Genomic DNA, 21,906 nt, shown 5'->3' on the forward strand with positions numbered 1-21,906 from the left:
ACCGGAGGACCCGCATGGCCATCGCCGTCACCCCCGAACACCAGCAACTTGCCGCCACCGCGCACGACTTCCTGACCCGCCGCAAGGCCCGCACCGCCGCCCGCGCCACCCTGAACACAGGCGCCGAACACGCCGACCTGTGGGCCGCGATATGCGCCCTGGGCTGGCCCGGACTCCACCTGCCGGAGGCGCACGGCGGCTCGGGCTTCGGCCTGCCCGAGCTCACCGTCGTCCTCGAGCAGTGCGCACGCCACCTCGCTCCCGTCCCACTGCTGCCCACCGCCGCAGCCTCCGCCACCATCGCCGACGCCGGGTCCGACACCCTCGCCGCCCGCGTCCTGCCCGGCCTTGCGGCCGGCACCACCACGGCCGCACTCGCCCTCGGCGACGGAATCACCCTCACCCGCGCCGCCGACGGCTTGGCCCGCGCGGACGGCGTCCTCGCCGTCGTCCCGCACGGCGCCACCGCGCAGATCCTCGTCCTGGCCGCAGGAGAGGACCTGATCGTCGTCGACACCGACCGCCACGGCGTGGCCGTCACCACACGCCCCAGCCTCGACCCGACGTGGCCGAACGCCGAGGCGGTCCTTCGCGACGTCCGCCTCGCACCCGACGAGATCCTGCCCGGCGCCAAAGCCCGCGCCACCGACCTGTGGCGCGTCCTCGTCACCGCGGAAGCCGCCGGCGGCGCCCGCGAATGCGCCGACGCCGCCACGACCTACGCCAAGGAACGCGTACAGTTCGGCCGCCCGATCGGCACGTTCCAGGCGGTGAAGCACCACTGCGCGAACATGCTCGTCGCCGCCGAACTCGCCGCCGCTGCCGTGTGGGACGCCGCACGCGCCGCCGACGACACCCCACAAGCCTTCGCGCTCGCCGCCGCGGTCGCCGCCGCCACCGCGATCCCCGCCTTCACCGGCAACGCGAGCCTCAACATCCAAGTCCACGGCGGCATCGGCTTCACCTGGGAACACGACGCCCACCTCTACCAACGCCGCGCTCTGACCCTGGCCGCCGTCACCGCATCCGATGCCGCCCTCGTCGACATCCACCGGCTGCGCACCGCAGGTGTCACCCGGGCCCACTCCCTCGACCTGCCGCCCGAGGCCGAAGAAGCCCGCGCCGGCATCCGCTCCGACCTCGCGGCCATCGCCGCCGCGCCCGAGGAAACCCGCCACCGGGCGCTCGCCGAGAGCGGCTACCTCGTCCCACACTGGCCCAAGCCCTTCGGCCTCGGCGCCGCCGCGGCCCAACAGCTCCTCATCGACGAGGAGTTCGAGCATGCCGGGATCGCCCGGCCCGCCCTCGGCATCACCCAGTGGGTGCTGCTCACCATGGTCCAGCACGGCACCCCGGATCAGATCGACCGCCTCGTCCGCCCGGCACTGCGCGGCGAACACCACTGGTGCCAACTGTTCAGCGAGCCCGACGCCGGCTCCGACGCCGCAGGCATCCGCGCCCGGGCCCGCCGCACCGAGGGCGGCTGGCTGGTCACCGGCCAGAAGGTCTGGACGAGCGGCGCCCACACCGCCGCGTTCGGACTCGCCACCGTGCGCACCGACCCCGACGCCCCCAAACACCGCGGCGTCACCACCATGGCCGTGGACATGCACGCGCCCGGCGTCGAGGTGCGGCCGCTGCGCATGGTCACCGGCCACAGCGAGTTCAACGAGGTCTTCCTCAACGACGTGTTCGTCCCCGACGCCGACGTCATCGGCGAGATCGACCAGGGCTGGACCGTCGCCCGCGCGACCATGGGCAACGAACGCGTGAGCATCGGCGGCGGCCACGGCGGCAAAACCGTGGCGATCGACGTTCTCGACCTCACCAACCGATACGGCGACCGGCTGCCCGGCGCCGCCGCCCGCTGCGGCGCCGTCCTCGCCGAAGAACACGTGCTCCGCCTTCTCAACGTCCGCGGCGCCGAACGTGCCGTGTCCGGCGCCGCCCCGGGCCCCGAGGGCAACATCAGCAAGCTCGTCCTCGCCGAACACCTGCTGCACCAATCGGCGCTCGCCGCCGCGCTGTGCGGACCCGAGACCGCCTGCACCGACGGACCCGCGGCCACAGCCGTCCTGGCCGTGCTCAGCGCCCGCGGGATGGCCATCGCCGGCGGCACGTCCGAGATCACCCGCAACCAGATCGCCGAACGCATCCTCGGTCTGCCCCGCGACCCGCTGCTCGTCTGAACGCCCCCTCCCCCATCACCCACGAGAACAGGAGCACCCACATGAGCGGCATCCTCGACGGCCGGGTGGCCGTCGTCACCGGAGCAGGCCGCGGCATCGGCCGCGCCCACGCCCTCGAACTCGCCCGCCACGGCGCCTCGGTCGTCGTCAACGACCTCGGCGGCGCCACCGACGGCACCGGCAGCAGCATGCGGGCCGCCCAGCAGGTCGCCGACGAGATCACCGCGGCGGGCGGCACCGCCGTCGCCAACACCGACGACATCGCCGACTGGGACGGCGCGGGCGCACTCGTCACCCGAACCGTCGCCGATTTCGGCCGCCTGGACGTCCTCGTCAACAACGCGGGCATCCTGCGCGACAGCAGTCTCGTCTCCATGACGCCCCAGGCCTGGGACGCCGTCATCCGCGTCCACCTGCGCGGCACCGCGGGCCCGACGCACCACGCAGCCCGACACTGGCGCGCAGTCGCCAAGGAGACCGGCGCCCCGGTCGACGCCAGGATCGTCAACACCAGCTCCGCGTCCGGCCTGTACGGAAACTTCGGCCAGGCGAACTACGGCGCGGCCAAGGCAGGAATCGCCGCGATGACCGTCATCGCGGCGATCGAACTCGCGCCCTACGGCGTCACCGTCAACGCCGTGGCGCCGGTCGCGCGCACCCGCATGACCGAGGACTTGATCGCCGACACCCCGGGCATCGACCTGCGGCCAGAGCACATCTCGCCGCTCGTCACCTGGCTCGCCGGCCCCGGTGGCGCCGCGGTGACAGGCCGCGTCTTCTGCGCGGGCGGAGGCCTCGTCGGCGTCGTCGAACCCTGGAGGATGGGCCCGCATGTCCAGCGTGCCGGCATCTGGGATGCCGCCGAACTCACCGAGATCATGCCCGGTCTGGTGGCGAAGGCCGCGCCGAACATGGACATGACCGGACTGGTTCCGCGCGGCGGCACGGCATGAGCGTCGACCTCGAACTCCTCGACAAGCCCTGGGGAACCCCCGAACGGACCTGGACCGCCGACGACGCGATCGTCTACGCCCTCGGCGTCGGCGCGGGCGGTGCCGACGCCGGTGTCGAACTCCCCTTCACCACCGAGAACTCCCAGGGCCACCCGCAACGGGTCCTGCCCACGTTCGCCATCCCCCTGGCGGCCGGCACCGGACCCATACTGGGAGACTTCGACCACGGCACGATCCTGCACGCCGAGCAGTCCGTCACGCTGCACCGCGCCCTCCCGGTATCCGGCGCGGCACGGACCCGGTCGCGTGTCACCGCCTTCCACGACAAGGGCAAAGACGCACTGGCGGTCATCGAGTCCACACTCGTCGACGCCGCGGACGGGCAGGAACTGGCGCACAGCAGCAGCACCCTTTTCCTCCCCGGGCAGGGCGGATTCGGCGGCGAGCGCGGGACCGCCCCGCTCTGGACGCGCCCCGACCGCACGGCCGACCACACCGTCAGCGACGCCATCCGGCCAGACCAAGCCCTGCTCTACCGGCTGAGCGGCGACCGCAACCCGCTCCACTCCGACCCGACGGTCGCCCACAAACTCGGATTCCCCCGGCCCATCCTCCACGGCATGTGCACCTACGGATTCGTCGGGCGCGCCCTGCTGCGCACCGTCTGCGACGGAGACCCGGACCGGTTCGGTGGCATGACCGCCCGGTTCGCCGCCCCGGTCCTGCCGGGCCAGGAACTGACCACGGACATATGGAAGGACGGTGATCACATTCTCTTCCGGGCGCGGGTGGGCAACACCACGGTCCTCGACCGCGGCACCTTCACCCCACGCGCCTGACACCGCCCGCCCGCACCCCGTTCCGCTCCGTCGCAACCGAAGAAGGCCAGCCGTGCCCACGACACCGCCACCCCAACCCCCGCAAGATCACATTGCGAAGCACCGAGTAGTCCGATTGCCCGACGGCGACACCCCAGAGGGGAGAAAATCGGGTTACGGCCGTCCGGCTGACGTCGTTGATTCTTGGCGCCACCGGAACCCGATACGGAGGAGCACACTGGGGACTCTTCGTCAGGCACCCGGAATTGTTCCCTCAAGCACGTGAATCAGACTCTTTTGCCTGCCCGGTCCCCCGCCGGACGGTCGTCGTTCGACCGCACGAAGCGCGAAGGGGGTGCCGGGGCATGGACGTCGTCCACGAACGATGCGCCGGGATCGACATCGGCACGGTCGACATGAAGGTTCTGCGTCCGCGTTCCCGGCCCGGGCAAGCGACGCCGCAAGGAGGTCCGCACCTTCACCACCATGACACGCGATCCATTGGCGATGCGGGACTGGTTGCTCGCCGAACAGGTCACCGCCGTCGGCATGGAGGCCACCGGCTCGTACTGGAAACCTGTGTTCAGCCGTTCCTGTCGGCCCTCGGCTCGTTCGCCAGGAACGGGGACGATGGTCTCGGCGGTGCCGCCCGGGGCCACGCCGGCCGGGCCGGTCTCGGTCGAGGCGGTCGAGGCCGGCAGGGGGTCGGTGAAGCAGACATGGGCCAGGTCTGCGCGCAAAGCCGCCCTGACGACCGGGCCCAGATCGCGTTCGGCGACGATCGCGAACGCCTGCTCACCCTCACGCGTCAGACGAACCACGGTGTCCGCCTCGGCCAACGCCGCAGCGACCTCAAGCGTTCACCCACAACGGTCTCCCACACCGCCACCACAGGCACGTCCGGATCCGCTGCCAGACGCCGCAACGCGGCCACACCATGGCGGACATCGGGACCGGCAAGCCGGCGGTGCCAGGAGGTGGTTGAGCGGATCGACGGCAACCAGGCGCAGGCCCGCGATATCGGCTCCGGTCTTCCGGAGCAAGTCCGGGATCAGGTCGGCGCCGTCGTCCAGGAGCAGCCCCCCGGCGGCCAGACGCGGCGTCGGCAGCGTGGCGTTCGGACTCGGTGAGGGTGCCCGGGCGCAACCTGCGGTGGTCCACCCCTGCGGCTGCGGCCGTCAACCGGGCCGCGATGTCGGCGCGTGGGCGGCCAGGTGTGCACGAGAGCATCGCGTTCGGCGCGTCGAGGTCGTCGGCCGGGGTGAAGGTCGCGGACAGGACGGTGCCCGCCGCGAGCAGGCCGGCGCCGGGCGCGCCGACGACCAAGACCAAGCGGCCGGGCAGCGCACCGCCGCCGGATGCCTCGTCCAAGGCGGTGGGACCGCGGGAGGCGGCGCGGCGACGGGCGGTGCACCCGGTCACATCGGAGCCGTGGAACGGCGGGAGGGCATCGGCGACACCGAGTTCCGCTGGTCACCCGAAGGCGCAGCACGTGTCGAGGACTTGTACAGCCACCGGGGGGACGACAGCCGGACGTGAACCCGCCACGATCACCCCCGGAGCAGGGGCCTTCGGGCAACGTCCTCGACTGAATCGGCCACACCACCGCGCAGCCGCGGTCGATCGACGCGAAGGATCGCGGCGAGAGCCTCCGTCCAACGACGGCGTTCGTCTCGTTCCGGACAACCGCCCGCGCCGGGGGCCGCGTTGGTGTAAGGGTGGGCGGGTGCCCTTCGCCCGGTCCACACATCTCGCCTCGTGGCGTGCCGTGCGGGCTGTGCCTCGCGCAGGGTGTCTTCGGCAACCTTGAACCGGCCCCGTCTGTCGGTCCGAAATGGGACCACTGTCGGCAGAACCGCGCTGACTTGCGAGGACACCGGGAAGCTCAGCGACGATTCAGACAGAACGCGGTGAGAGTCCAAGGACCTCAAGCGCGGCGTTGCGTACGTCCGTTCCTTAATCCGCCGCCGGCCGTTCGAGCGCGGAACGGGCCTCGGACACCGGGGACACCGCTCCGTAGACATTCCAGTGGGCAACGTCGAGACAGAGTCTCAGCCTGGGTGAACCGAACTCCTCCACCAGTCGGACCATGAGATCGGGAGTGCGGTCCCACATGTTCTCCAGCACCACGGTGACGTCCCCGAAATCCTGCCGGCCGAGGAAGTCGAGCCATCCGCTAAGCCACTGCCGGTCGTATCGAGCCTCGTTGATCATGGGGAGATGGGTGCTGTGCAGAATCAGGAATGCGGCGCCGATTCGCCGAGCCCACGCCAACGACTCCTGGACCCTCCGCCGAGAGGCGTCCCGGATCGCGCGGTCGGCCGTATGCACGGCAAATTCCCTTCCGATCGTAGATTGGAGGGACAGCACGGCGACCAGAGCCATCCTCGAGCGGCTGGCCGACGATCGGAACATGCTGGCGGAACTCGTATATCACGTCGCCGAGATGCCGGAGTTTGCCGCCAGGTGCGAAAGTGACGAGTTCCGGTTCAAGATGGTCTTGTACGATGCCCTGCACCGCGGATTCCGCCTCCGCTTGCACGTGTGGCGCCACGGATTCGCCGATACACCGCACCAGCATCGCTTCTCCTACGCGAGCAGGATATTGTCGGGCGGCTACGAGCACACGACATATACGACGGGCCAAGACCTTGCACCACCCCATGGATTCACGCAATTCGATCGGCACATTCCTCTGGGGAGCGAACCAGTCGGCAGTTCGATCGACTCCACAGAGTTCAAGGTCACCGGTATCTTCCCCCTCGGGGAAGGGGACTACTACTTTCAGAGCTCGGACATGGACCTGTCATCGACAACGGTCGCCCCGGACACGGTCACCCTCTTCGTCCGCGGCCCGGCCGTGCGACCCTGCTCTTTCCAATGGCACAGCCAATCGGAGACCGTGACCTGGCGCGCAGGCGATGCAACCGCACCGGACACCAGGCGCCAAGAAGTCGCCGTGCAGCCAGAGGAGGTCGAGGAAGTCTTCGTCAGACTTCGAAACCTCAAGGTCATCCCTTGACGTCGTTGGGGCCGCCGCTTGCTCGGCGTTCGAAGCGGGAGGGCGCCGGACTCGACGCGGGCGGTGAGGCGGGCGGGGCAGGAACACCCTTATGCGCACGCGTCGAACGAGACCCATACGTCGGGTGGCAGATCGGGCCGCCCGGGGACCGGCCTGCGATCCTCCGTCCACGCGTCGCCGGCGATCCCGGCCGCGACACGGCGCCAGAAGCGCACGGCGGCCATGTTGGCGTCCTGGAAGGCGACTTCCCACGGGCCCGGGTGCCTGGCGACCACCTCCCGAACGGCACGCATCCCGATCCCGGATCCCCGCGCCCCACGCACCACGAAGAAGCTGTTGAGTACGCGCGTGGGGCCGACCAGGCCGCGGACGAGGGCGAGACCGACGGCGTGTTCGCCACTCGTCAGTAGGTACGGCGCCCAGTGGATGTCCTCGAAGGACGCCCGGAGCCGTTCGCTGCGAAACGTCCCGTCCGAGTCGGGAAGCCGGCCGTCGAACTCGGACAAGTCATGGCGGAACATCAGCCAGAGACGTTCCATCACGAAACGGTCGGCATCGTCCGCACGGTGCACGGCTACCTCGGGCATGAAACTCCTTTGCGGGACGAAGAACAAGGCTGTCGGCACCGCATGCCAAAACTGCCGGCACGCGGCGGCACGAAACATGGCACCCACACGGGCGGGAGCACCGGCCCGAAGGACAAGGCGGGTCAGGGCACAAAAAAGCCTCTCGGTCGGATACGCATCCGAGCCCGAAAGGCTGACGACAGGATTTTAGCAGGCGCCCTTGTACCCTCGCGTCACCGCCGAGGGAGACCCGGAGACCTGATTCCCCCGCGCGGGCTTCCGGGCCGGGCGACATCCGCTCGTCGACAGCGGCGCTCGACAGGTCCACACGCCCTCGGGCTCGCGCCCGCCGCCGAATCGTCAAAAGGGCGGGCCGTCGGTACATCCCCCGGGTTCACCCAAAGTCGGCAGGGGCCGAACATCTCCCGCAGGGTGTGGGTCAGTCCGTCGCCGTCGTGGTCGACCTGGGTCATCCAGGGCACCGAGGCCATCGATCGGCCGAGTTCGTCGGTGACGCACTCGTCGAGGACGGCGCGCAGCGTGTCATCCCTGGCAGGCTCTCACCCTGCCTCGGCGGGGCGTACGGGGTCCGACCACAGGGCGCGGGTGAGGGCGGCGGCGTCCTCGTGGCGGTGTTCGCGGGCCAGTTGCGCGATCGCCGGGACCAGGCTCGCGCCGACCCGCGCGTGGTCCTCGGTCCGGAAGCGGTCGTGCAGGGCGGCGGAGATCTCCCCGGCCCGTCCCGTGGACGCCGCCAGCACGTACGCGGCCGCCTCGCGCACGTCGGGGTCGGGGTCGCCAGGAGCGCGATCGGGATGTGCGCGTCGGCGGCGATCGCATCGCGCGCCGCCTCGACGGTCCAGTTCTGGAAGTAGCCGCTCATGTCGAAGTGCCAGTCGTCGTCGGAATCGGCGACCTGCAGCAGACGGTACGGGACCCGTCGTCCCAGCACTTGCGTCGCGCCACGACCGCGACCAGCTCGAGCGTGTCCGCCCGGTGGTGCGTGGAGCGATCCGTGGCGATCCGCAACAGGAACGGCACCGCCGGCGGCCCCACCGAACACCGCGACCCCTGGTGGGAGATCGAGCTCCACAACGACCCGAGCCCCCGCTCCGCCGTCACGGCGTCGGCGCAACGCATCTCCTCCGGGTGTTCGGGGACGTTCTCACCTGAGCCGTAGGCGTGGGAGAACCGGCCCCACGGCACCCGGTCGTAGGCGAAGCCGTCCCGCACCTCGACCGGCATCCGCGCCACCACCACACGCACGTCCCGCTCGGTCCCCCGCCACTCCTCCGACCAGCCCACCGGCAACGGCTCCCCGATCCAGGCCTCCCGCGAAGACTCACCGACCCGGGCCTCCCGCAACGAATCGGTCCAGGCCTCGTGCAACGCCTCGACGTCGACATCGTCGTTCATCCGCACCCATCCCCAAGGCTCGTCCCGGTTGCGTCCGCAGCCCCCACCCGAGGCCGTGGCGCCGAACGCCGGGCCAGCCGTCGCCAGGCACTGCGGGCGTCACCACGGGCGACATCGACGCGATCGCGGTCACCTCCGGCCCCGGCCTGGCGGGGGCGCTGCTGGTCGGCGTCGCGGCGGCGAAGGGCTACGCGATCGCGCTGGACAAGCCGCTGTACGGCGTCAACCACCTGGCCTCGCACGTGTGCGTGGACCAGTTGGAGCACGGCAGGCTGCCCGAGCCGTGCATGGCCCTGCTGGTCTCCGGCGGACACTCCTCGCTGCTCCTGGTCCCCGACATCACCGCCGACGTGCGGCCGCTCGGGTCGACCATCGACGACGCGGCGGGCGAGGCGTTCGACAAGGTCGCGCGGGTGCTCGGGCTCGGCTTCCCGGGCGGACCGGTGATCGACCGGCGGGCGCGCGAGGGCGACCGCACGGCGATCGCCTTCCCACGCGGGCTGACCGGACCGCGCGACGCGCCCTTCGACTTCTCCTTCTCCGGCCTCAAGACCTCGGTCGCGCGCTGGGTCGAGGCCCGGCAGCGGGCCGGCGAGACGGTGCCGGTGGCCGCCGTCGCGGCCTCCTTCCAGGAGGCAGTGGTCGCCGACCGGAGCCGGAAAGTGCAGGGCCTGTCTCCGGTCGCTTCCGCCGTGTGCGGTCCGGTGGCATGGAGCCGGGACCGGCTGCCGTCGAAGTACGCGGCGCAAGAAGTCCTGGACCGGTACGGGATCCGCTCCGCCGGGTGGGCCCGGCGCGGGGACGCCTTCGGTTGGGGTGAAGGCCCGGCAGGGCCGGCGTGATGCCTGCGCCCTGCCGGGACCGGTTGGGCCGTCAGTCCTCGGCGAGGCTGACGTTGATCTCGGCAGCCGTGGTCCACGGGTTGCCGTTTACTTCGCTGAGCGCACGCAGCCGGATGTGGTGCGCGCTGACCGGTGTGAAGCAGGCCTTCTGTTCCGCGGAGGTGTTGGCCCAGGTTCCGGTGGCGGCCGGGTTGCCCCAGTTGGTGCCGTCCTTGCTGGTGTACACCTCGTACTTGGCGATGCGGCCGTTGCCGCCGCCCTGGCGTGGCAGGTAGTACAGGCAGGACACGGTTCTGTCGCCGCCGAGGTTGAGCTGGATCTCGTGCGGCATCGGGTCGGCGGTACCGGACCACTTGGTGTGCCAGAAGGTGTCCGGCTTGCCGTCGAGGACGTTGGTGGCAGGGGCGTTCTCGCCGACGGTCTCCTGGCTGTCCGCGTAGGCCACCGACATATTCTCCTGCGGGACGCGGACCTTTCCTTCGGGGGTGTATCCGAGGTCTTCGACTGCGAGGTTGTCGATCGACAGGTCGTGCTGGGAGCCGGAGTTGCCGACGCGCTGCACGCCGATCCACGCGCTGCCGTCCGCGTTTGCGGCGAAGGTGGTGGTGAACGTGGTCGGGGTGTGCGCCGCGGCGAAAGCGGTGGAACCGCCTGGGGTGACGAACGCGTATTCGCCGCCGTTGCTGGCCTCGTAGGTGAGGGTGACCTTGTAGGTGTGGTCAGGCGTGAACCGCAGGGTCTGCGGCAGTGTGCGGTATATCAAACCCCCGTCGCCGTGGGACTTGAGCGAGTAGTTGCCGTCGATCACGTCGTCGATCAGCTGGCCGTTCCAGCCGGCCTGCGTATACGGTGCGTTCTTCGGCGCGAGGTGCGTTCTGCCGTTGTTCGGGCCGCCTCCGGATCCGGCATAGACGAACGGGCCCCACATCCGGCCGGTTTCGTGCTCGAAGTCGGTGTAGTAGGTGTGGCCTGCCTGTTCCGTCCAGCCGGTCGCGACGACCCGGACGTTGGCGAACAAGGATGCGACCGAACCGCTGTCCGCCGACAGGGTCAGCGTCGCGGTGGTCTGTCCGGCCGGTTGCCTGAACACGACCTTCATCGGCTGCATGGTGGTGTCGTTGTAGTCGCTGGCACCGTCGTAGTTCTTGAACGTGGAGTTGTCGGTGTAGTTGGTGACTTCGGTTCCACCGGCCGGTTTGACCGACATTCGGGTACGCCGAGTGCCGGTGGGCACTTGGACGTCGACGGTCGCCGAGTAGGTTTGTCCGCCCGTCAGCCCGGTCAGCTTCTGGGAGACGGTGGTGCCGTCGCCCGGGGCGATCTGCAGCATCCGCTGGCCCCGGGTGTTGTTGATCACCGATGCCTTCGAGGTGTCGCCGCCGATCTTCCAGTCGGACAGGTCCTTCGCTGCGAATGAGGGGTTGCGCACAGGCGTACCCTGACCGAAGTGCGGGTCCGGCACCGCGCCGGGGTTGGACTTGTAGATCACGTACGGTGTGTTCGCCTCCGCGGTGATGGTGATCTTCCGGTCGGTGACCGGCAGGTCCTTGACCAGGGTGCGGCCGTTGTCCGTCAGCTTGTACAGCTTCACCGACTGCCGGCGGCCCCAACTGGTCGGCAGAGTCCATGTGGTGTCGCCGCCGGCGGGATTCCAGTGGTACAGCTTGGCCTCCCCCTTCTGGCCGGGCTTGGATTCCTCGGTCTCGCTCGACTTGGTTTCGTCGGTCTGGCTCCACGGCAGCAGGTAGGAGCCGCCGTTGAGGACCAGGTGGCCGTCCTTGGTGATCTGCCGCGTGCCGGTCGCGTTCGACACCGACACCCCGTCGGTGAAGGTGACCGTGTCCGAGGTCCGCTTCATGATCGGGAACCCCTGCAGGTACTTGGTCGGCAGGTTCGTGGCGAAGGTGTTCTTGATGAAGGCGTTGTAGTCCGTGCCGTTGTGCCAGCCCTCCAGCAGGGACAAATTGGCCCTGCCGAGCAGCGGGTCGTCACCCCAGGCGTCCTTTTGGTGGTTGCGGATGAACCGGGCGATCTGGGAATTCACAAAGTGGCCGCCGCCCTCGCGGGAATAGTGCGTCCACGTCGTTTGCGTCTCGAAGGAGTAGGCGTTCTCGGTGGCGATCGTCCATCCGAGGCCGTTGACCTCGCGGGCGAACTTGTTGGCGACGTATCCATCGCCCGGCGAGGTGTCGATGTAGAGGAAGTCGAGGTTGGGCACCTCGCGCTTCAGCTCGGCCAGCCGGGCCTGCCGCCGACCGCTCACGCTGTCGTAGCGCTTGTTGATGAGGTAGCTCTGGCCCAGCCAGTCCCAGCCGAGGTCCTTCTCCACGTTGATGGCCAACGCCGGGTCGAAGGCCGGGGAGTCCGGGTACATCTCGTGGCCCTGCAGGTGCACCCCGATGTCCGCGCCGTACTTGTGCGCGGCGTTGACCAGAGTGTTGAGATCGGCCACTCCGCCCTGCTTGGCACCCACCCCGCCGTAGTCCGGATGGCCGGAGTCGTGGCCCTCGTTCGCATAGCCCTTGAGCAGCACGGACTGACCCAGACCGTCGGTGTTCAACGCGATCCGCTTGGTCTCGTCCAACACCTGCAGGAACGGATGGGTGGCGGTGGAGGCGAAGTTGAACGAGATCCGCGACACCGGCTGCTGCGCCACGCTCTGCCAGCCCTGGGGGCTGGTCATGATGTCCCGGAAGGCGATCCCGCCGTCCTGCCAGTCGACCGTGCCGTCACCGTTGCGGTCACCGGTGATGACCACCTTGGTGTGGGGCAGCGGCTCGGTCTGCTTGAACGCCGCCCCTCGCGGGTGGTAGAGCCAGTCGCCACTCCACAGGCCCAGGCGGTTGTAGCCGCCCTTGGCCACCACCTGCTTCATGATCCGGCCGTTCTCGTCGGCCGTCGGACCCGAGGGATCGTCGTACTCGGAGTTCGTCGTGATCGACGCGGCCAGCCCGGCGTTGTTGACGATGGCGTACAGCCAGCCCGTGGGGGCCGGATCGGCCGGCGTGCCCGCGCCCAGGTCGCCGAAGGTGTCCCCGCTGGTGCCGCCACCCTCCTTCATCCGCGCTCCGGCGAACGCCGCCCCGCCGTCGGTGCTCCGGACCGACACGAGGTTGTGCTTGGGGATCGACAGCGTGTTCACCGGGTTCGACTCGCTGTCGGCGATCTTCGTGACGGCGAAGTCGACTGCGGCCCCCTCGACCCGCAACGTCGCCTTGATCTCGACGCCGCCGTAGTCCGGGAACTTCATGACGTAGTCGGCGTGGTCCTTGGACAGCTTGCCGGTGACGACCGGCGTGTACGTGGTGCCGTTGAGCACGACCTGCGTGATGGGGTCCTCGTTGCCGTGCATCACAGCCCCGCCGGCCTTGTCGGTGTACGAGACCACCCGCGGAAACCTGCGGTCGACGATCACCTTGAGCGCGTGGGAGGAGATCGTCGCCGCTTTGGCGTCGGCCGTCGCCGCGTCCGGTGCCGGTTCGTCGGCGGTCTGCGCCACGGCGGGTGTCAGCGTCGGTGTCAGACCGCCGGCGGCGGTCAGGGCCACGATCGCGGCGGTACCGACGAACCGCATCAGGCCTGTTCTGAGCCGTCTCCTGGGTTGTGCCCGCCGAGGGCCGAATGGTGCTTGCACTGCAACCTCCTTGATGCCCAAGCCCGGCGACCACGCACGGCCGACACAGGCGGAATGAGAACGCTGACGGGAATGCGCGCGATATGGCTCGAACGTCGAGGGACCGAATTGACCCAGGCCCCGACGGCCGGCCCGGATGTCCGGGTTCGCGGCGGATATGTGGGTGCGTACAGGGAGGGAACGCGATACCGGTCGATGTGGGCACGGCGGGCGGCGGTCACATGGGATGGAGGTCTGTGGCGAGCGTCACCCTCGTGCCGATGGCCGGAACTATGGCAGAGAATGTTATCGATGCCAATACCTGCTCTTCATGCTTCCCTTGGCAGGACGCCACGGCCATGGGGCCGCTATCATCGGCGATGAGCGCGACGAGAGAGGGCCGGATCGCATGCAGACCACCAACGGCGAGGGACCGGAACGGCCACCCGGGATGATCGATGTGGCACGGGCCGCAGGCGTCTCGGCACAAACGGTTTCACGCGTGCTCGCCGGCCATCCGAATGTGCGCGAGGCCACCCGTGCGCGAGTGATCGCCGCCGTGGACCGGCTCGCCTACCGCAAGAACAACGCCGCACAGATCCTGTCATCGGGGCGCACCCGAACGATCGGCGTCGTCACCCTGCAGACGACGTCCTACTCGCAACTCCTCCTGGCCTTCGGCATCGAAAGCGCCGCACGCACGGCCGGTTACTCGGTGACAACCGTCTCGACGGCGTCGCTGGACACCTCCGCCGTCGAAGTCGCGCTGTCACGACTGGCCGATCAGCGGGTGGAAGGCATCATCCTCGTGATCCCGCTGATCCACGTCAGTGACCGCATCGAGCAACTGACCCGCTCGCTGCCGACCGTGACCGTCGACGGCTCACGCACGGCGGCGTCGGACGTCGTGGCAATCGACCAGTCCCTGGCAGCCCGCCTCGCGACGCGCCACCTGCTCGACCTCGGCCACGAAACGGTCTGGCACGTCTCCGGCCCGGGCGAGTGGCTCGAAGCAGCCAACCGGGTGAAGGGCTGGCGCGAGACGCTGGAGGCGGAGGGGCGCTTTGCCCCTCCCGTGCTGAAGGGCGACTGGTCCCCCTCGTCCGGATACCGCAACGGCCTGATCCTCGGCCGGATCCCGGAGGCGACCGCGGTGTTCGTCGCCAGCGACGAGATGGCGTTCGGCGTGATCCGGGCACTGCACGAACTCGGCCGCCGGGTGCCGGAGGACATCTCCGTCGTCGGCGTAGACGACATCGCGCTGGCCGAGTACTGCTCGCCGTCCCTGACGACAGTGGCCCAGCCGTTCGCCGAGATGGGAGAACTCGCGGTCAGCCACCTGCTGCGCCATATCGCCGACCCCGAAGCCGCGCCCGAATCCATGTCGGTGGAACCCACCCTGATCGTCCGTACGAGCACGGCCCCGGCGCGCACCGGCGCCACCGGCTGACGTACTCGTCCAGCACGCCGCCGCGATGGCGGCGGCGTGCGCGCCCGGCCCCTACGGCTCCGGAGCGTCCGCCATGTCGCCCTTGACATGGCGGACACCTGCCGGACCGCCCCCGGCCGACTCGCCATACCGCCGTTGGCGCCCGGAGCACAGCCGAGGATCGCAGCGGCGGCCGGCGGTGACGCGGCCGTCGAAGGCGAGGTCGAAGGCGTTCAGTGCGGCTTTCCATTTGTTGGACCGGCGCACGCGTCCCTTGCCGGTGGGGTCGAGGGCGAGGGTGGCCAGGTAGAGGCGTTTGAGGGCGGCCTGTTCGTTGGGGAAATGCCCCGAGGCGTTGGCCGTGCGGCGGTAGCGGGCGTTGATCGACTCGATCGCGTTGGTGGTGCAGATGATGGTGCGGATCTCGCGGTCGAACGCGAGGAAGGGCACCATCTCGGCCCAACTGCGTTCCCACAACCGCACGATCGCCGGATACGTCGTCTCCCACGAGCGGGGCGGTCATGGCCGGCTCGAAACTCCCCTGCGCCCAAGCCGCCGTGCCGCGCACGTACCTCGAACCGGTCGGCGAGGGCCGCTATCGCATCCAGTGGCACCACCCCCAGATGGGAAAGGGATGCCTGACGGTCATGGGCGCCGACCAGGTCAAGGGCATGCTCGAACCACGCAAGGACTGCACGCAAGGCACCCTGTTCCGCCTGGAACCCACCACCGCTGACAGCGCCGGCGCTTTCCGGCTTCGCCCGGCCCACAGCAGCCGGTGCATCGGCATCCTCGACAACGACACCACCGAGGGTGCCGAAGCGATCGAAGAACCATGTACCGGAGCAGCCGACCAGCGCTTCCTCATCCGAACGGACTGACCACCCGCACCGCAGCTGGCTTTGGCTTCCGAGAAACGCGGGCCGTGACGGAGCAGCAATAGCAGCAACGGGCACCCGCGTGCCATCAAAACTTGCCGACATTCAGAGGCTCACAGGCCCTCTGAAGACGTCCGAACTCATCGACAAACGACACTCGTTGAGAGTTATGCAGCCATGGTGGAAGAGGCCAAGCGGCAGCGCGAGTTGGAGGAGCAGCGGGCAACGCTTCGAGGCAAAGGCGCGGCTAGGTCGGGGTACCGCCGGGCGTGCGACCCCGGCGCGGGAGTCGTATACCCACAGGTGTGCTTCGGGCGGTTCGCCGCAGTCGGCGCAGATGCCTGGGTACAGGACCCCCTCGAAGTAGTTGTGAGCGAAGCCGCCGGGATCGTCGCAATCGTGTAGTGCGGCTCCGAGGCAGTCGTTCCGCTGCGAGCGTGTGCACCGGCCGCAGCAGTCGTGGTCGGTGTGTCGGACGACATCTCGATGGCGCCGGAAGCGACATGAGATGTCAGTGGCGACGACAGGAATGACCAAGGATCTCCTGGATCGAGAGCAGGTCCAGGCCGTTCAGATAGAGCTCCGACGCGCAGAAGTGCCGCAGGACGTGCGGCGTGAGCGTGTCCGCCCACGCCGGGAGATGGCTCTCGGCCGCGGCGACGAGTCCGGCCCGCAGGGCGTCGTCGCCGACCCGATGCGAGGAGCCGTCCGCGTTCTTGCGTTCGGACGGGAACAACGGGGCGCCCAGCCGGGTGTGGTCGTCGCCGAACTGGCCCCAGACGTCCTCGGGAACTCATGGGATATCCCACAATCGCCTGCCACGGCCCCTTTCCGGCCGGGTTGCCACCCCTCTGACGCGGACCCGACATCAGCCCGGGCCCCGGCAGCCGAACTCGGCTCCCGGGGCCCGCGCTCGTTCCTCGCCGACGGTGGCGTCAATTCTGCAGTACGTGGATCGAGATGGTCTCGGCTACGTACCCAGAGTCGCAGGCGACGTTGTTGTACTCCGGCCGCCAAGTCGGGCTGGTGGATTCAACCGGTCGTCGCAACACCCTGATCTCGGAGGTGTGCGGCGTGGCCACGGCGGACTGGAGTTTGAAGACCAGCGATGTTCCGGAGGGGCGGCGTCGGCAGTGGCGCGCTGACCGTGCGTTGCGGCCGGCGATGCGTTCGCCCGGGCGGCCTGATCCGTCTCGGGTCGTGCAGCGCCAGTTCTGGCGACTTATCGCCACGGGGGTCACGACGGTGGAGGCGTCGCTGGCGGTCGGCGTGTCGTGGCCGGTGGGCGCGAGGTGGTTTCGTCACGCTGGCGGCATGCCGCCGATCTCGTTGGCCGAGCCCTCGGGCCGGTACCTCACGTTCGAGGAGCGCGAGGAGATTGCGATCCTCAGGGCGACGAGCAAGGGCGTGCGCGAGATCGCCCGCGCCCTGGGGCGTGACCCCGGGACAATCTCTCGCGAACTGCGCCGCAACGCCGCCACGCGCGGCGGCAAGCAGGAGTACCGCGCGACGGTCGCCCAGTGGAAGGCTCAGCAGGCGGCCAAGCGCCCGAAGAGCGCGAAGCTCCTGGGCAACGACCGGTTGCGTGAGTACGTGCAGGAGAGGCTTTCGGGGAACGTTCACCGGCCTGACGGGACGGTCGTCGCGGGACCGCGGACGCCTCCGTGGAAGGGGCTGAACAAGCCGCACCGGCAAGACAGGCGGTGGGCGACAGCATGGAGCCCGGAACAGATCTCGCACCGGTTGAAGGCCGACTTCCCCGAGGATGAGTCCATGCGCATCAGCCACGAGGCGATCTACCAGTCGCTGTTCATTGAGGGCCGTGGCGCGCTCAAGCGGGAGCTGGTCGCCTGCCTGCGCACCGGGCGGGCACTTCGAGAGCCTCGGTCGAGGTCACGGAACAAGCCGCAGGGGCATGTCACCGCGGATGTCGTCCTCGGTGAACGTCCTGCGGAGGCCGCGGACCGCGCGGTCCCGGGGCATTGGGAAGGCGATCTGATCATTGGGACGGGCCGGTCCGCGATCGGCACGCTCGTCGAGCGCAGCAGCCGATCTACACTCCTGGTGCATCTGCCGAGGATGGAGGGCTGGGGCGAGGTGCCGCCGGTGAAGAACGGCCCGCCGTTGGGCGGTTACGGCGCCGTCGCGATGAACACTGCCCTGACTGAGTCGATGACGAAGCTACCCGAGCAGCTCCGCAAGACCCTGACCTGGGACCGCGGGAAGGAACTCTCCGGGCATGCCCAGTTCGCGCTCGAGACCGGGACGAAGGTGTTTTTCGCCGATCCGCACTCGCCCTGGCAGCGACCCACAAACGAGAACACGAACGGGCTGCTGCGTCAGTACTTCCCGAAGGGCACCGACCTGTCCCGGTGGTCCGCCGAGGACCTCGAAGCCGTTGCCCTGGCCATCAATAACCGACCCCGCAAGATCCTCGGCTGGAAGACCCCGGCCGAGGTCTTCGAGGAACAGCTACGCTCACTACAACAACCCGGTGTTGCAACGACCGGTTGAACTCGCCAACTACATGTCGGTCGAGTACGCGAGCCTGCTCGGTGAACCCGGCCTGCGCCGGTCCGTCGGCCGTACCGGGATCTGCTTCGACAACGCAATGGCCGAATCCTTCTTCGGGGTATTGAAGAACGAGCGGGTCTCACGCGTGAGTTACCCGTCTCGCGACGCAGCCCGACGGGATATCACCCGGTACATAGAATTCTGGTACAATCGCAAACGCCTTCACTCGGCCGTGGGTTACCGCCCTCCACGCGAAGTACATGCCGAGTTTGAAGAGTTGCGACTGGCCGCATGAACTGACAGCCGGGCCCTGTCCGAAGAACGCGAGGCCCCTCAACATCCAAAAGGGTCGTGCACTCGTGCGGACGCGACTCGTCCGGACACGAGTTGCCCGGACGGCACGGGGCGCGCGTGTGCGGCACCATCGCTGCCGGTGAGAAGGTCGTTGATCTCGTCGGTCATGGCGACGGCGTGTTTGCCAGAGTAGGTGCCGGTTTGCGAAGGGCTGCGGCGACGTCCGCAGGCCGGGGCAGGCCCAGGCGACGTGGGTGATTCGGCGACCGCGAGGACGCGTGCGCTGGGATGAGAGCACAGGGGTTCGGCGTCGCATGCGTCCCGATCGTCGACCCGCACCGATCACCCACCCTCAGGGGCATTGCCCAACTCGACCTCGCCGCCGCCCACGCCGCCCACGCCGCACTCGGCGCACTCGGCGCACTCGGCGCACCCGACGGTGCCGTGGAGTACGCCCGCGAGGCCCTGACGCGCCCCGCCCGGTGGAGTCCGTCCGCGTCCGCGCCCACCAACTCGCGGCCGGACTGCACCGCGACTACCCGCGCCTCGACGACGTCCGCCGGTTCGCGAACGAGTTGGCCGCGTCGACCGCGTGCTGACTCGCCGCTGCGACGCCACCCGGCCGCGCACGTCGAGCACCGCCATGCCTGCGGCGCGGGCCGCCACACCTCGTCCTCGCCCACCAGACACGCTCGTCATCCGCCCCCTTTGCCGGGGTCGGGCGGCACCGGGCAACGCGGTCCGACACCGGCCGTGCGGCCCACCTGCGATGCAGCGGTTGTTCGCCAGCCCGTGCTGGCCGGCCCGTCCTCCTGGATTGACGACCCAGTCGCGGCGAGGCGGACCCGGTTGCAATGCCTGCCGGTCACCGACAACGTGCTCGGCGACGCCATCGTGGACGAACTCCCGGGCTCTCGATCACTGGGCCCGAGCCTTCAAGCGGTTCGTCGCGCACCGGTCGCCCGCGCCGCGGGTGGTCAGCACGTGGTTCGCGATCCAGCCTCGCCAACGCGGACGCCTGGTGCCGACAGTGGGGTGAGCAGTTCCTCGAGGTGTGGGTCGATGAGCGTGGGCAGGGGATGGACGAGGCCAACGCCCACGGCGTGGTGTTCGACGGCGAGCCGCCGGTCGACCGCTACCTGCTGCAGTTCTGGCCCGCGCCCGCGGAACCGGACCGCGTGGTGCGGCGGACCAGCGACCAGGCGGCCTACTGGCACAAGGTCGCCCGGGACCGGCCACCGCCGCCGACGCCCGGCGAGCGGGCCGCGGCAGCGCGCGCGGCCCGCGAGGAAGAGGCCCGCGCGCACGCGGAAATCGTCCGGAATTGCGAACTCCGCATGTGGGCGGGCCGGTTGCCGACCGAGCGGCTGCGGCGCGTGGGCGGGAACGTACACGGGATGCGCATGCTCGATGTGCACCTGGTTCACGCCATCGCGCGGGTCGACGACGGGACGCGACGCGAGATCGCCCGCTGGGCGGCGCACCGGGCCTACGCCCTGGCGGGGCTGGCCGATGTCGACTGGATCGCCCCGGCGTTGCGGCGCCTGCTCGAGGACCCGAACGTTCCACGCACCACGATCACCCTCCCGGAAGGCACCACCCACAACGCGCTCCAACAGGCTTTCGCCCTGCCGGCGTTGCTCGGCGCCGCCGAGCCGGACTCCCTGCAGGTCGCCCTCGACGCCCTGGACGCCGCCGCGGTGACCCATGGCACCGATCACCGGGCCTTCCTGGACGAGGTCCGCGACACCTGGCCCAGGCTGGGCGTCGTGCCACCGGCGCCGGCCGAGTCATTTCCGCCGCCTTTCCCTTCCACCTGTTCACCCGGGACGCGCCCGACGACACCGCGTCGGGCGGGCCGACCCCGGCAGCCGAAGCACAGCCCACCGCTTCGGCGCCCGACCAGACGGCCCCGGCCTCCCTGCGGCGAACCCTCCTTACGGCTTTCGGTGGGTGAACTGTTCGGTTCGGGCGCGGTCGGGTTGGCGGGGTGCCAGTTCCATGGACCGCCGATGCCTCCAACGGCCGCGACCCGTACGGCCACGGCTCCACGCCTGTGCGCGGCGACCGGGACCGCCGCGAGGTCACCGCCGCCCAGACTTTGATACCGGTACGCGCCTGAACACCACACCGTCGACCAGGGCAGCGGCCGAGGCGAGGCGGTGTCCGCTGCCAACTCCGCCACCGCGCTCGCGCGGATGCCCTCGTCGCCACCGGCGACGCGCACGCGCAGGCCGTCATCGCTGCGAGCCTCGTCGATCTGGCCGTCTCCTCCGCTGCATCCGATGCGGGCTCCGGAATGCGTTGGTTCCTCGAGCGGACCACCCCCGTCGCACCGCCCCACACCCCGGGCGCGTTCTGCAGCAGGAGGCAACGCGCCTGGCCGATCCCGGACATACCTTCGCCGCGCTTCGGGCCTTACCCGGTCGCAGGCGTGTCATCGACACGTGGGATAGCCGTGGGGCGCGCCGGGACCGCGAACCTTCCATGCGAGTAGTTCAGAGAAGCTCTCGGCGCGGACGATGCGTGTCTTGACCTCGCGGAAGGCGAGTCCCCTTGGCATCGGCCATTCCGTCAGCCGTTCCCTTCCATAGCGGTCCCCCACCGTTACGCAGCACCCGGGACAGGCCGAGTGCGGCCGTCCGTACAGCGGGCGCGAGGTGGGCCGGCCGGAACTGTTCCTGGGGGACGGCGACAGACAGGGCCGCGACGGCGACGGCGCCGGCGAAGACGGGAGCGGCGATGCAGCTCACACCGGGGGCCGCCTCCTGCTCCTCGTATGCCAGTCCGGATACGCGCGTCTGCTCGAGTGCCGTGCGCAGGCGTGCGGTGTCGGTGATCGAGTGCGGAGTGAGTTGCGGCAGCGGTCCCGCGAGTAGTTCTTCGGCGGCTTCGGGGGCGGAGAAGGCCAGGAGGGCTTTACCGATTGCGGTGCAGGTCAAGGGGAGTCTGCCGCCGATCCGTGAGGGAAGGGCCAGCGAGTCGTGTCCGTGGATGCGTTCGAGATAGACGACATCGGCGCCGTCCCTTACTCCGAAGTGCACGGTCTGGCGTGTGCTCTCGAAGAGGTCCTGGAGGAACGGAAGGGCGGTCTCGCGCAGGTCCAGCCGACGGGAGACGAGGGAGCCGAGTTCGAACAGCCGGCTGCCGAGCCGGTAGTACTCGCCGGTGCGCTCCAGGAACCCCAGCCGGACGAGGTTGCCCGCGAGACGGAAGACCGTGGTCTTGGGAAGGCCGGCCCTGGACGCCATTTCCGATAGGCGGAATTCACCGCCCGCTGGGTGGAAGACGTCGAGGATGAGGGCGGCTTTGTCGAGCATGTTCCCACTCGCACTGTTCCGCGACATGGAACAGATCTTTGCACACGAAGCC

The 21,906-nt window shown here is 69.6% G+C and carries 16 protein-coding genes and 3 pseudogenes; 10 read left to right on the forward strand and 9 right to left on the reverse strand.

From position 1 onward, the window contains the following. Window positions 1-14: 14 nt before the first annotated feature. The 3 genes from OG948_RS35475 to OG948_RS35485 are packed head-to-tail and all read left to right on the forward strand — an operon-like array spanning window position 15 to window position 3,981. Window positions 15-2,189 (forward strand): acyl-CoA dehydrogenase, encoded by a 2,175-nt coding sequence (locus tag OG948_RS35475; protein WP_331769111.1) that lies wholly within the window; start codon window positions 15-17, stop codon window positions 2,187-2,189. 41 nt (window positions 2,190-2,230) lie between these two features. Continuing rightward, a complete protein-coding gene (locus OG948_RS35480) occupies window positions 2,231-3,142 on the forward strand; it encodes an SDR family oxidoreductase (protein ID WP_331769112.1) in 912 nt (303 codons plus the stop codon). Beyond that, the gene (locus OG948_RS35485) at window positions 3,139-3,981 is read left to right on the forward strand and encodes a MaoC/PaaZ C-terminal domain-containing protein (RefSeq protein ID WP_331769113.1); all 843 of its coding nucleotides are present in this window, start codon (window positions 3,139-3,141) and stop codon (window positions 3,979-3,981) included. Before OG948_RS35480 ends, OG948_RS35485 begins: the two co-directional genes overlap by 4 nt. A 266-nt stretch (window positions 3,982-4,247) precedes the next feature. Here OG948_RS35485 and OG948_RS35490 read toward each other — a convergent pair whose 3' ends face one another. Then, window positions 4,248-4,799, reverse strand: a complete 552-nt coding sequence (locus tag OG948_RS35490; protein WP_406300444.1) for a hypothetical protein — start codon at window positions 4,797-4,799, stop codon at window positions 4,248-4,250. Window positions 4,800-5,916: 1,117 nt separating this feature from the next. Continuing rightward, window positions 5,917-6,375 (reverse strand): TIM barrel protein, encoded by a 459-nt coding sequence (locus OG948_RS35495; protein ID WP_331769114.1) that lies wholly within the window; start codon window positions 6,373-6,375, stop codon window positions 5,917-5,919. Here OG948_RS35495 and OG948_RS35500 point away from each other — a divergent pair. Beyond that, window positions 6,374-6,982: a hypothetical protein gene (locus OG948_RS35500; RefSeq protein WP_331769115.1), complete on the forward strand. Its 609-nt coding sequence runs from the start codon at window positions 6,374-6,376 to the stop codon at window positions 6,980-6,982. The two genes, OG948_RS35495 and OG948_RS35500, sit on opposite strands and share 2 nt — an antisense overlap. Before the next feature lie 89 nt (window positions 6,983-7,071). Here the strand turns inward: OG948_RS35500 and OG948_RS35505 are convergent, their stop codons facing one another. From OG948_RS35505 to OG948_RS35515, 3 genes are all read right to left on the reverse strand, one after another. After that, complete coding sequence (locus OG948_RS35505) at window positions 7,072-7,569, reverse strand: GNAT family N-acetyltransferase (RefSeq protein WP_331769116.1); 498 nt, start codon at window positions 7,567-7,569, stop codon at window positions 7,072-7,074. 539 nt (window positions 7,570-8,108) lie between these two features. Next, window positions 8,109-8,330, reverse strand: coding sequence for a hypothetical protein (locus tag OG948_RS35510; protein WP_331769117.1), 222 nt, complete (start codon window positions 8,328-8,330; stop codon window positions 8,109-8,111). Between the two features lie 97 nt (window positions 8,331-8,427). After that, window positions 8,428-8,964: a hypothetical protein gene (locus OG948_RS35515; protein ID WP_331773661.1), complete on the reverse strand. Its 537-nt coding sequence runs from the start codon at window positions 8,962-8,964 to the stop codon at window positions 8,428-8,430. 92 nt (window positions 8,965-9,056) lie between these two features. Here OG948_RS35515 and OG948_RS35520 point away from each other — a divergent pair. After that, window positions 9,057-9,740 (forward strand): annotated as a pseudogene (locus tag OG948_RS35520) (tRNA (adenosine(37)-N6)-threonylcarbamoyltransferase complex transferase subunit TsaD); the annotation flags it as partial. 97 nt (window positions 9,741-9,837) lie between these two features. On the opposite strand, the gene OG948_RS35525 reads toward OG948_RS35520, so the two are convergent. Beyond that, window positions 9,838-13,380: an endo-alpha-N-acetylgalactosaminidase family protein gene (locus OG948_RS35525; protein WP_331769118.1), complete on the reverse strand. Its 3,543-nt coding sequence runs from the start codon at window positions 13,378-13,380 to the stop codon at window positions 9,838-9,840. 448 nt (window positions 13,381-13,828) lie between these two features. On the opposite strand from OG948_RS35525, the gene OG948_RS35530 reads away from it, so the two are divergent. Continuing rightward, the gene (locus tag OG948_RS35530; protein ID WP_406300867.1) at window positions 13,829-14,869 is read left to right on the forward strand and encodes a LacI family DNA-binding transcriptional regulator; all 1,041 of its coding nucleotides are present in this window, start codon (window positions 13,829-13,831) and stop codon (window positions 14,867-14,869) included. A 183-nt stretch (window positions 14,870-15,052) separates the two neighbouring features. Here OG948_RS35530 and OG948_RS35535 read toward each other — a convergent pair. Beyond that, a pseudogene (locus OG948_RS35535) lies at window positions 15,053-15,355 on the reverse strand (transposase); the annotation flags it as partial. A gap of 14 nt (window positions 15,356-15,369) precedes the next feature. Here OG948_RS35535 and OG948_RS35540 point away from each other — a divergent pair. Continuing rightward, window positions 15,370-15,729, forward strand: coding sequence for a hypothetical protein (locus tag OG948_RS35540; RefSeq protein ID WP_331769119.1), 360 nt, complete (start codon window positions 15,370-15,372; stop codon window positions 15,727-15,729). A 523-nt stretch (window positions 15,730-16,252) separates the two neighbouring features. Here the strand turns inward: OG948_RS35540 and OG948_RS35545 are convergent. Beyond that, a pseudogene (locus OG948_RS35545) lies at window positions 16,253-16,513 on the reverse strand (tyrosine-type recombinase/integrase); the annotation flags it as partial. Window positions 16,514-17,040: 527 nt separating this feature from the next. Between OG948_RS35545 and OG948_RS35550 the strand changes: the two are divergent. The 3 genes from OG948_RS35550 to OG948_RS35560 all read left to right on the forward strand — a co-directional run bounded on the left by OG948_RS35550 (window position 17,041) and on the right by OG948_RS35560 (window position 20,639). Further along, window positions 17,041-18,240 carry an IS30 family transposase gene (locus OG948_RS35550; RefSeq protein ID WP_331773381.1) on the forward strand — a complete coding sequence of 400 codons (1,200 nt, stop codon included), beginning with the start codon at window positions 17,041-17,043 and terminating at the stop codon, window positions 18,238-18,240. Next, window positions 18,221-18,535 carry an integrase core domain-containing protein gene (locus OG948_RS35555; protein WP_406300445.1) on the forward strand — a complete coding sequence of 105 codons (315 nt, stop codon included), beginning with the start codon at window positions 18,221-18,223 and terminating at the stop codon, window positions 18,533-18,535. The genes OG948_RS35550 and OG948_RS35555 overlap by 20 nt, the downstream gene beginning before the upstream one ends. Window positions 18,536-19,613: 1,078 nt before the next feature. Continuing rightward, on the forward strand, window positions 19,614-20,639 hold the full coding sequence (locus OG948_RS35560; protein ID WP_331769120.1) for a hypothetical protein: 1,026 nt from the start codon (window positions 19,614-19,616) through the stop codon (window positions 20,637-20,639). A gap of 393 nt (window positions 20,640-21,032) precedes the next feature. Here OG948_RS35560 and OG948_RS35565 read toward each other — a convergent pair whose 3' ends face one another. After that, window positions 21,033-21,854 (reverse strand): IclR family transcriptional regulator, encoded by an 822-nt coding sequence (locus OG948_RS35565; RefSeq protein ID WP_331773401.1) that lies wholly within the window; start codon window positions 21,852-21,854, stop codon window positions 21,033-21,035. Window positions 21,855-21,906: the final 52 nt, after the last annotated feature.

The sequence above is a fragment of the Embleya sp. NBC_00888 genome (genome assembly GCF_045207655.1).
Classification (GTDB): Bacteria; Actinomycetota; Actinomycetes; order Streptomycetales; family Streptomycetaceae; genus Embleya.

Excerpts from the sequence above, each read along its gene's own strand:
- OG948_RS35495 (WP_331769114.1), bottom strand. The coding sequence starts at position 6,375 with ATGTTCCGATCGTCGGCCAGCCGCTCGAGGATGGCTCTGGTCGCCGTG.
- OG948_RS35565 (WP_331773401.1), bottom strand. The coding sequence starts at position 21,854 with ATGCTCGACAAAGCCGCCCTCATCCTCGACGTCTTCCACCCAGCGGGC.
- OG948_RS35525 (WP_331769118.1), bottom strand. The coding sequence starts at position 13,380 with ATGCGGTTCGTCGGTACCGCCGCGATCGTGGCCCTGACCGCCGCCGGC.
- OG948_RS35475 (WP_331769111.1), top strand. The coding sequence starts at position 15 with ATGGCCATCGCCGTCACCCCCGAACACCAGCAACTTGCCGCCACCGCG.
- OG948_RS35550 (WP_331773381.1), top strand. The coding sequence starts at position 17,041 with ATGCCGCCGATCTCGTTGGCCGAGCCCTCGGGCCGGTACCTCACGTTC.
- OG948_RS35515 (WP_331773661.1), bottom strand. The coding sequence starts at position 8,964 with ATGAACGACGATGTCGACGTCGAGGCGTTGCACGAGGCCTGGACCGAT.
- OG948_RS35540 (WP_331769119.1), top strand. The coding sequence starts at position 15,370 with ATGGCCGGCTCGAAACTCCCCTGCGCCCAAGCCGCCGTGCCGCGCACG.
- OG948_RS35485 (WP_331769113.1), top strand. The coding sequence starts at position 3,139 with ATGAGCGTCGACCTCGAACTCCTCGACAAGCCCTGGGGAACCCCCGAA.
- OG948_RS35480 (WP_331769112.1), top strand. The coding sequence starts at position 2,231 with ATGAGCGGCATCCTCGACGGCCGGGTGGCCGTCGTCACCGGAGCAGGC.
- OG948_RS35530 (WP_406300867.1), top strand. The coding sequence starts at position 13,829 with ATGCAGACCACCAACGGCGAGGGACCGGAACGGCCACCCGGGATGATC.
- OG948_RS35560 (WP_331769120.1), top strand. The coding sequence starts at position 19,614 with ATGGACGAGGCCAACGCCCACGGCGTGGTGTTCGACGGCGAGCCGCCG.
- OG948_RS35500 (WP_331769115.1), top strand. The coding sequence starts at position 6,374 with ATGCTGGCGGAACTCGTATATCACGTCGCCGAGATGCCGGAGTTTGCC.
- OG948_RS35505 (WP_331769116.1), bottom strand. The coding sequence starts at position 7,569 with ATGCCCGAGGTAGCCGTGCACCGTGCGGACGATGCCGACCGTTTCGTG.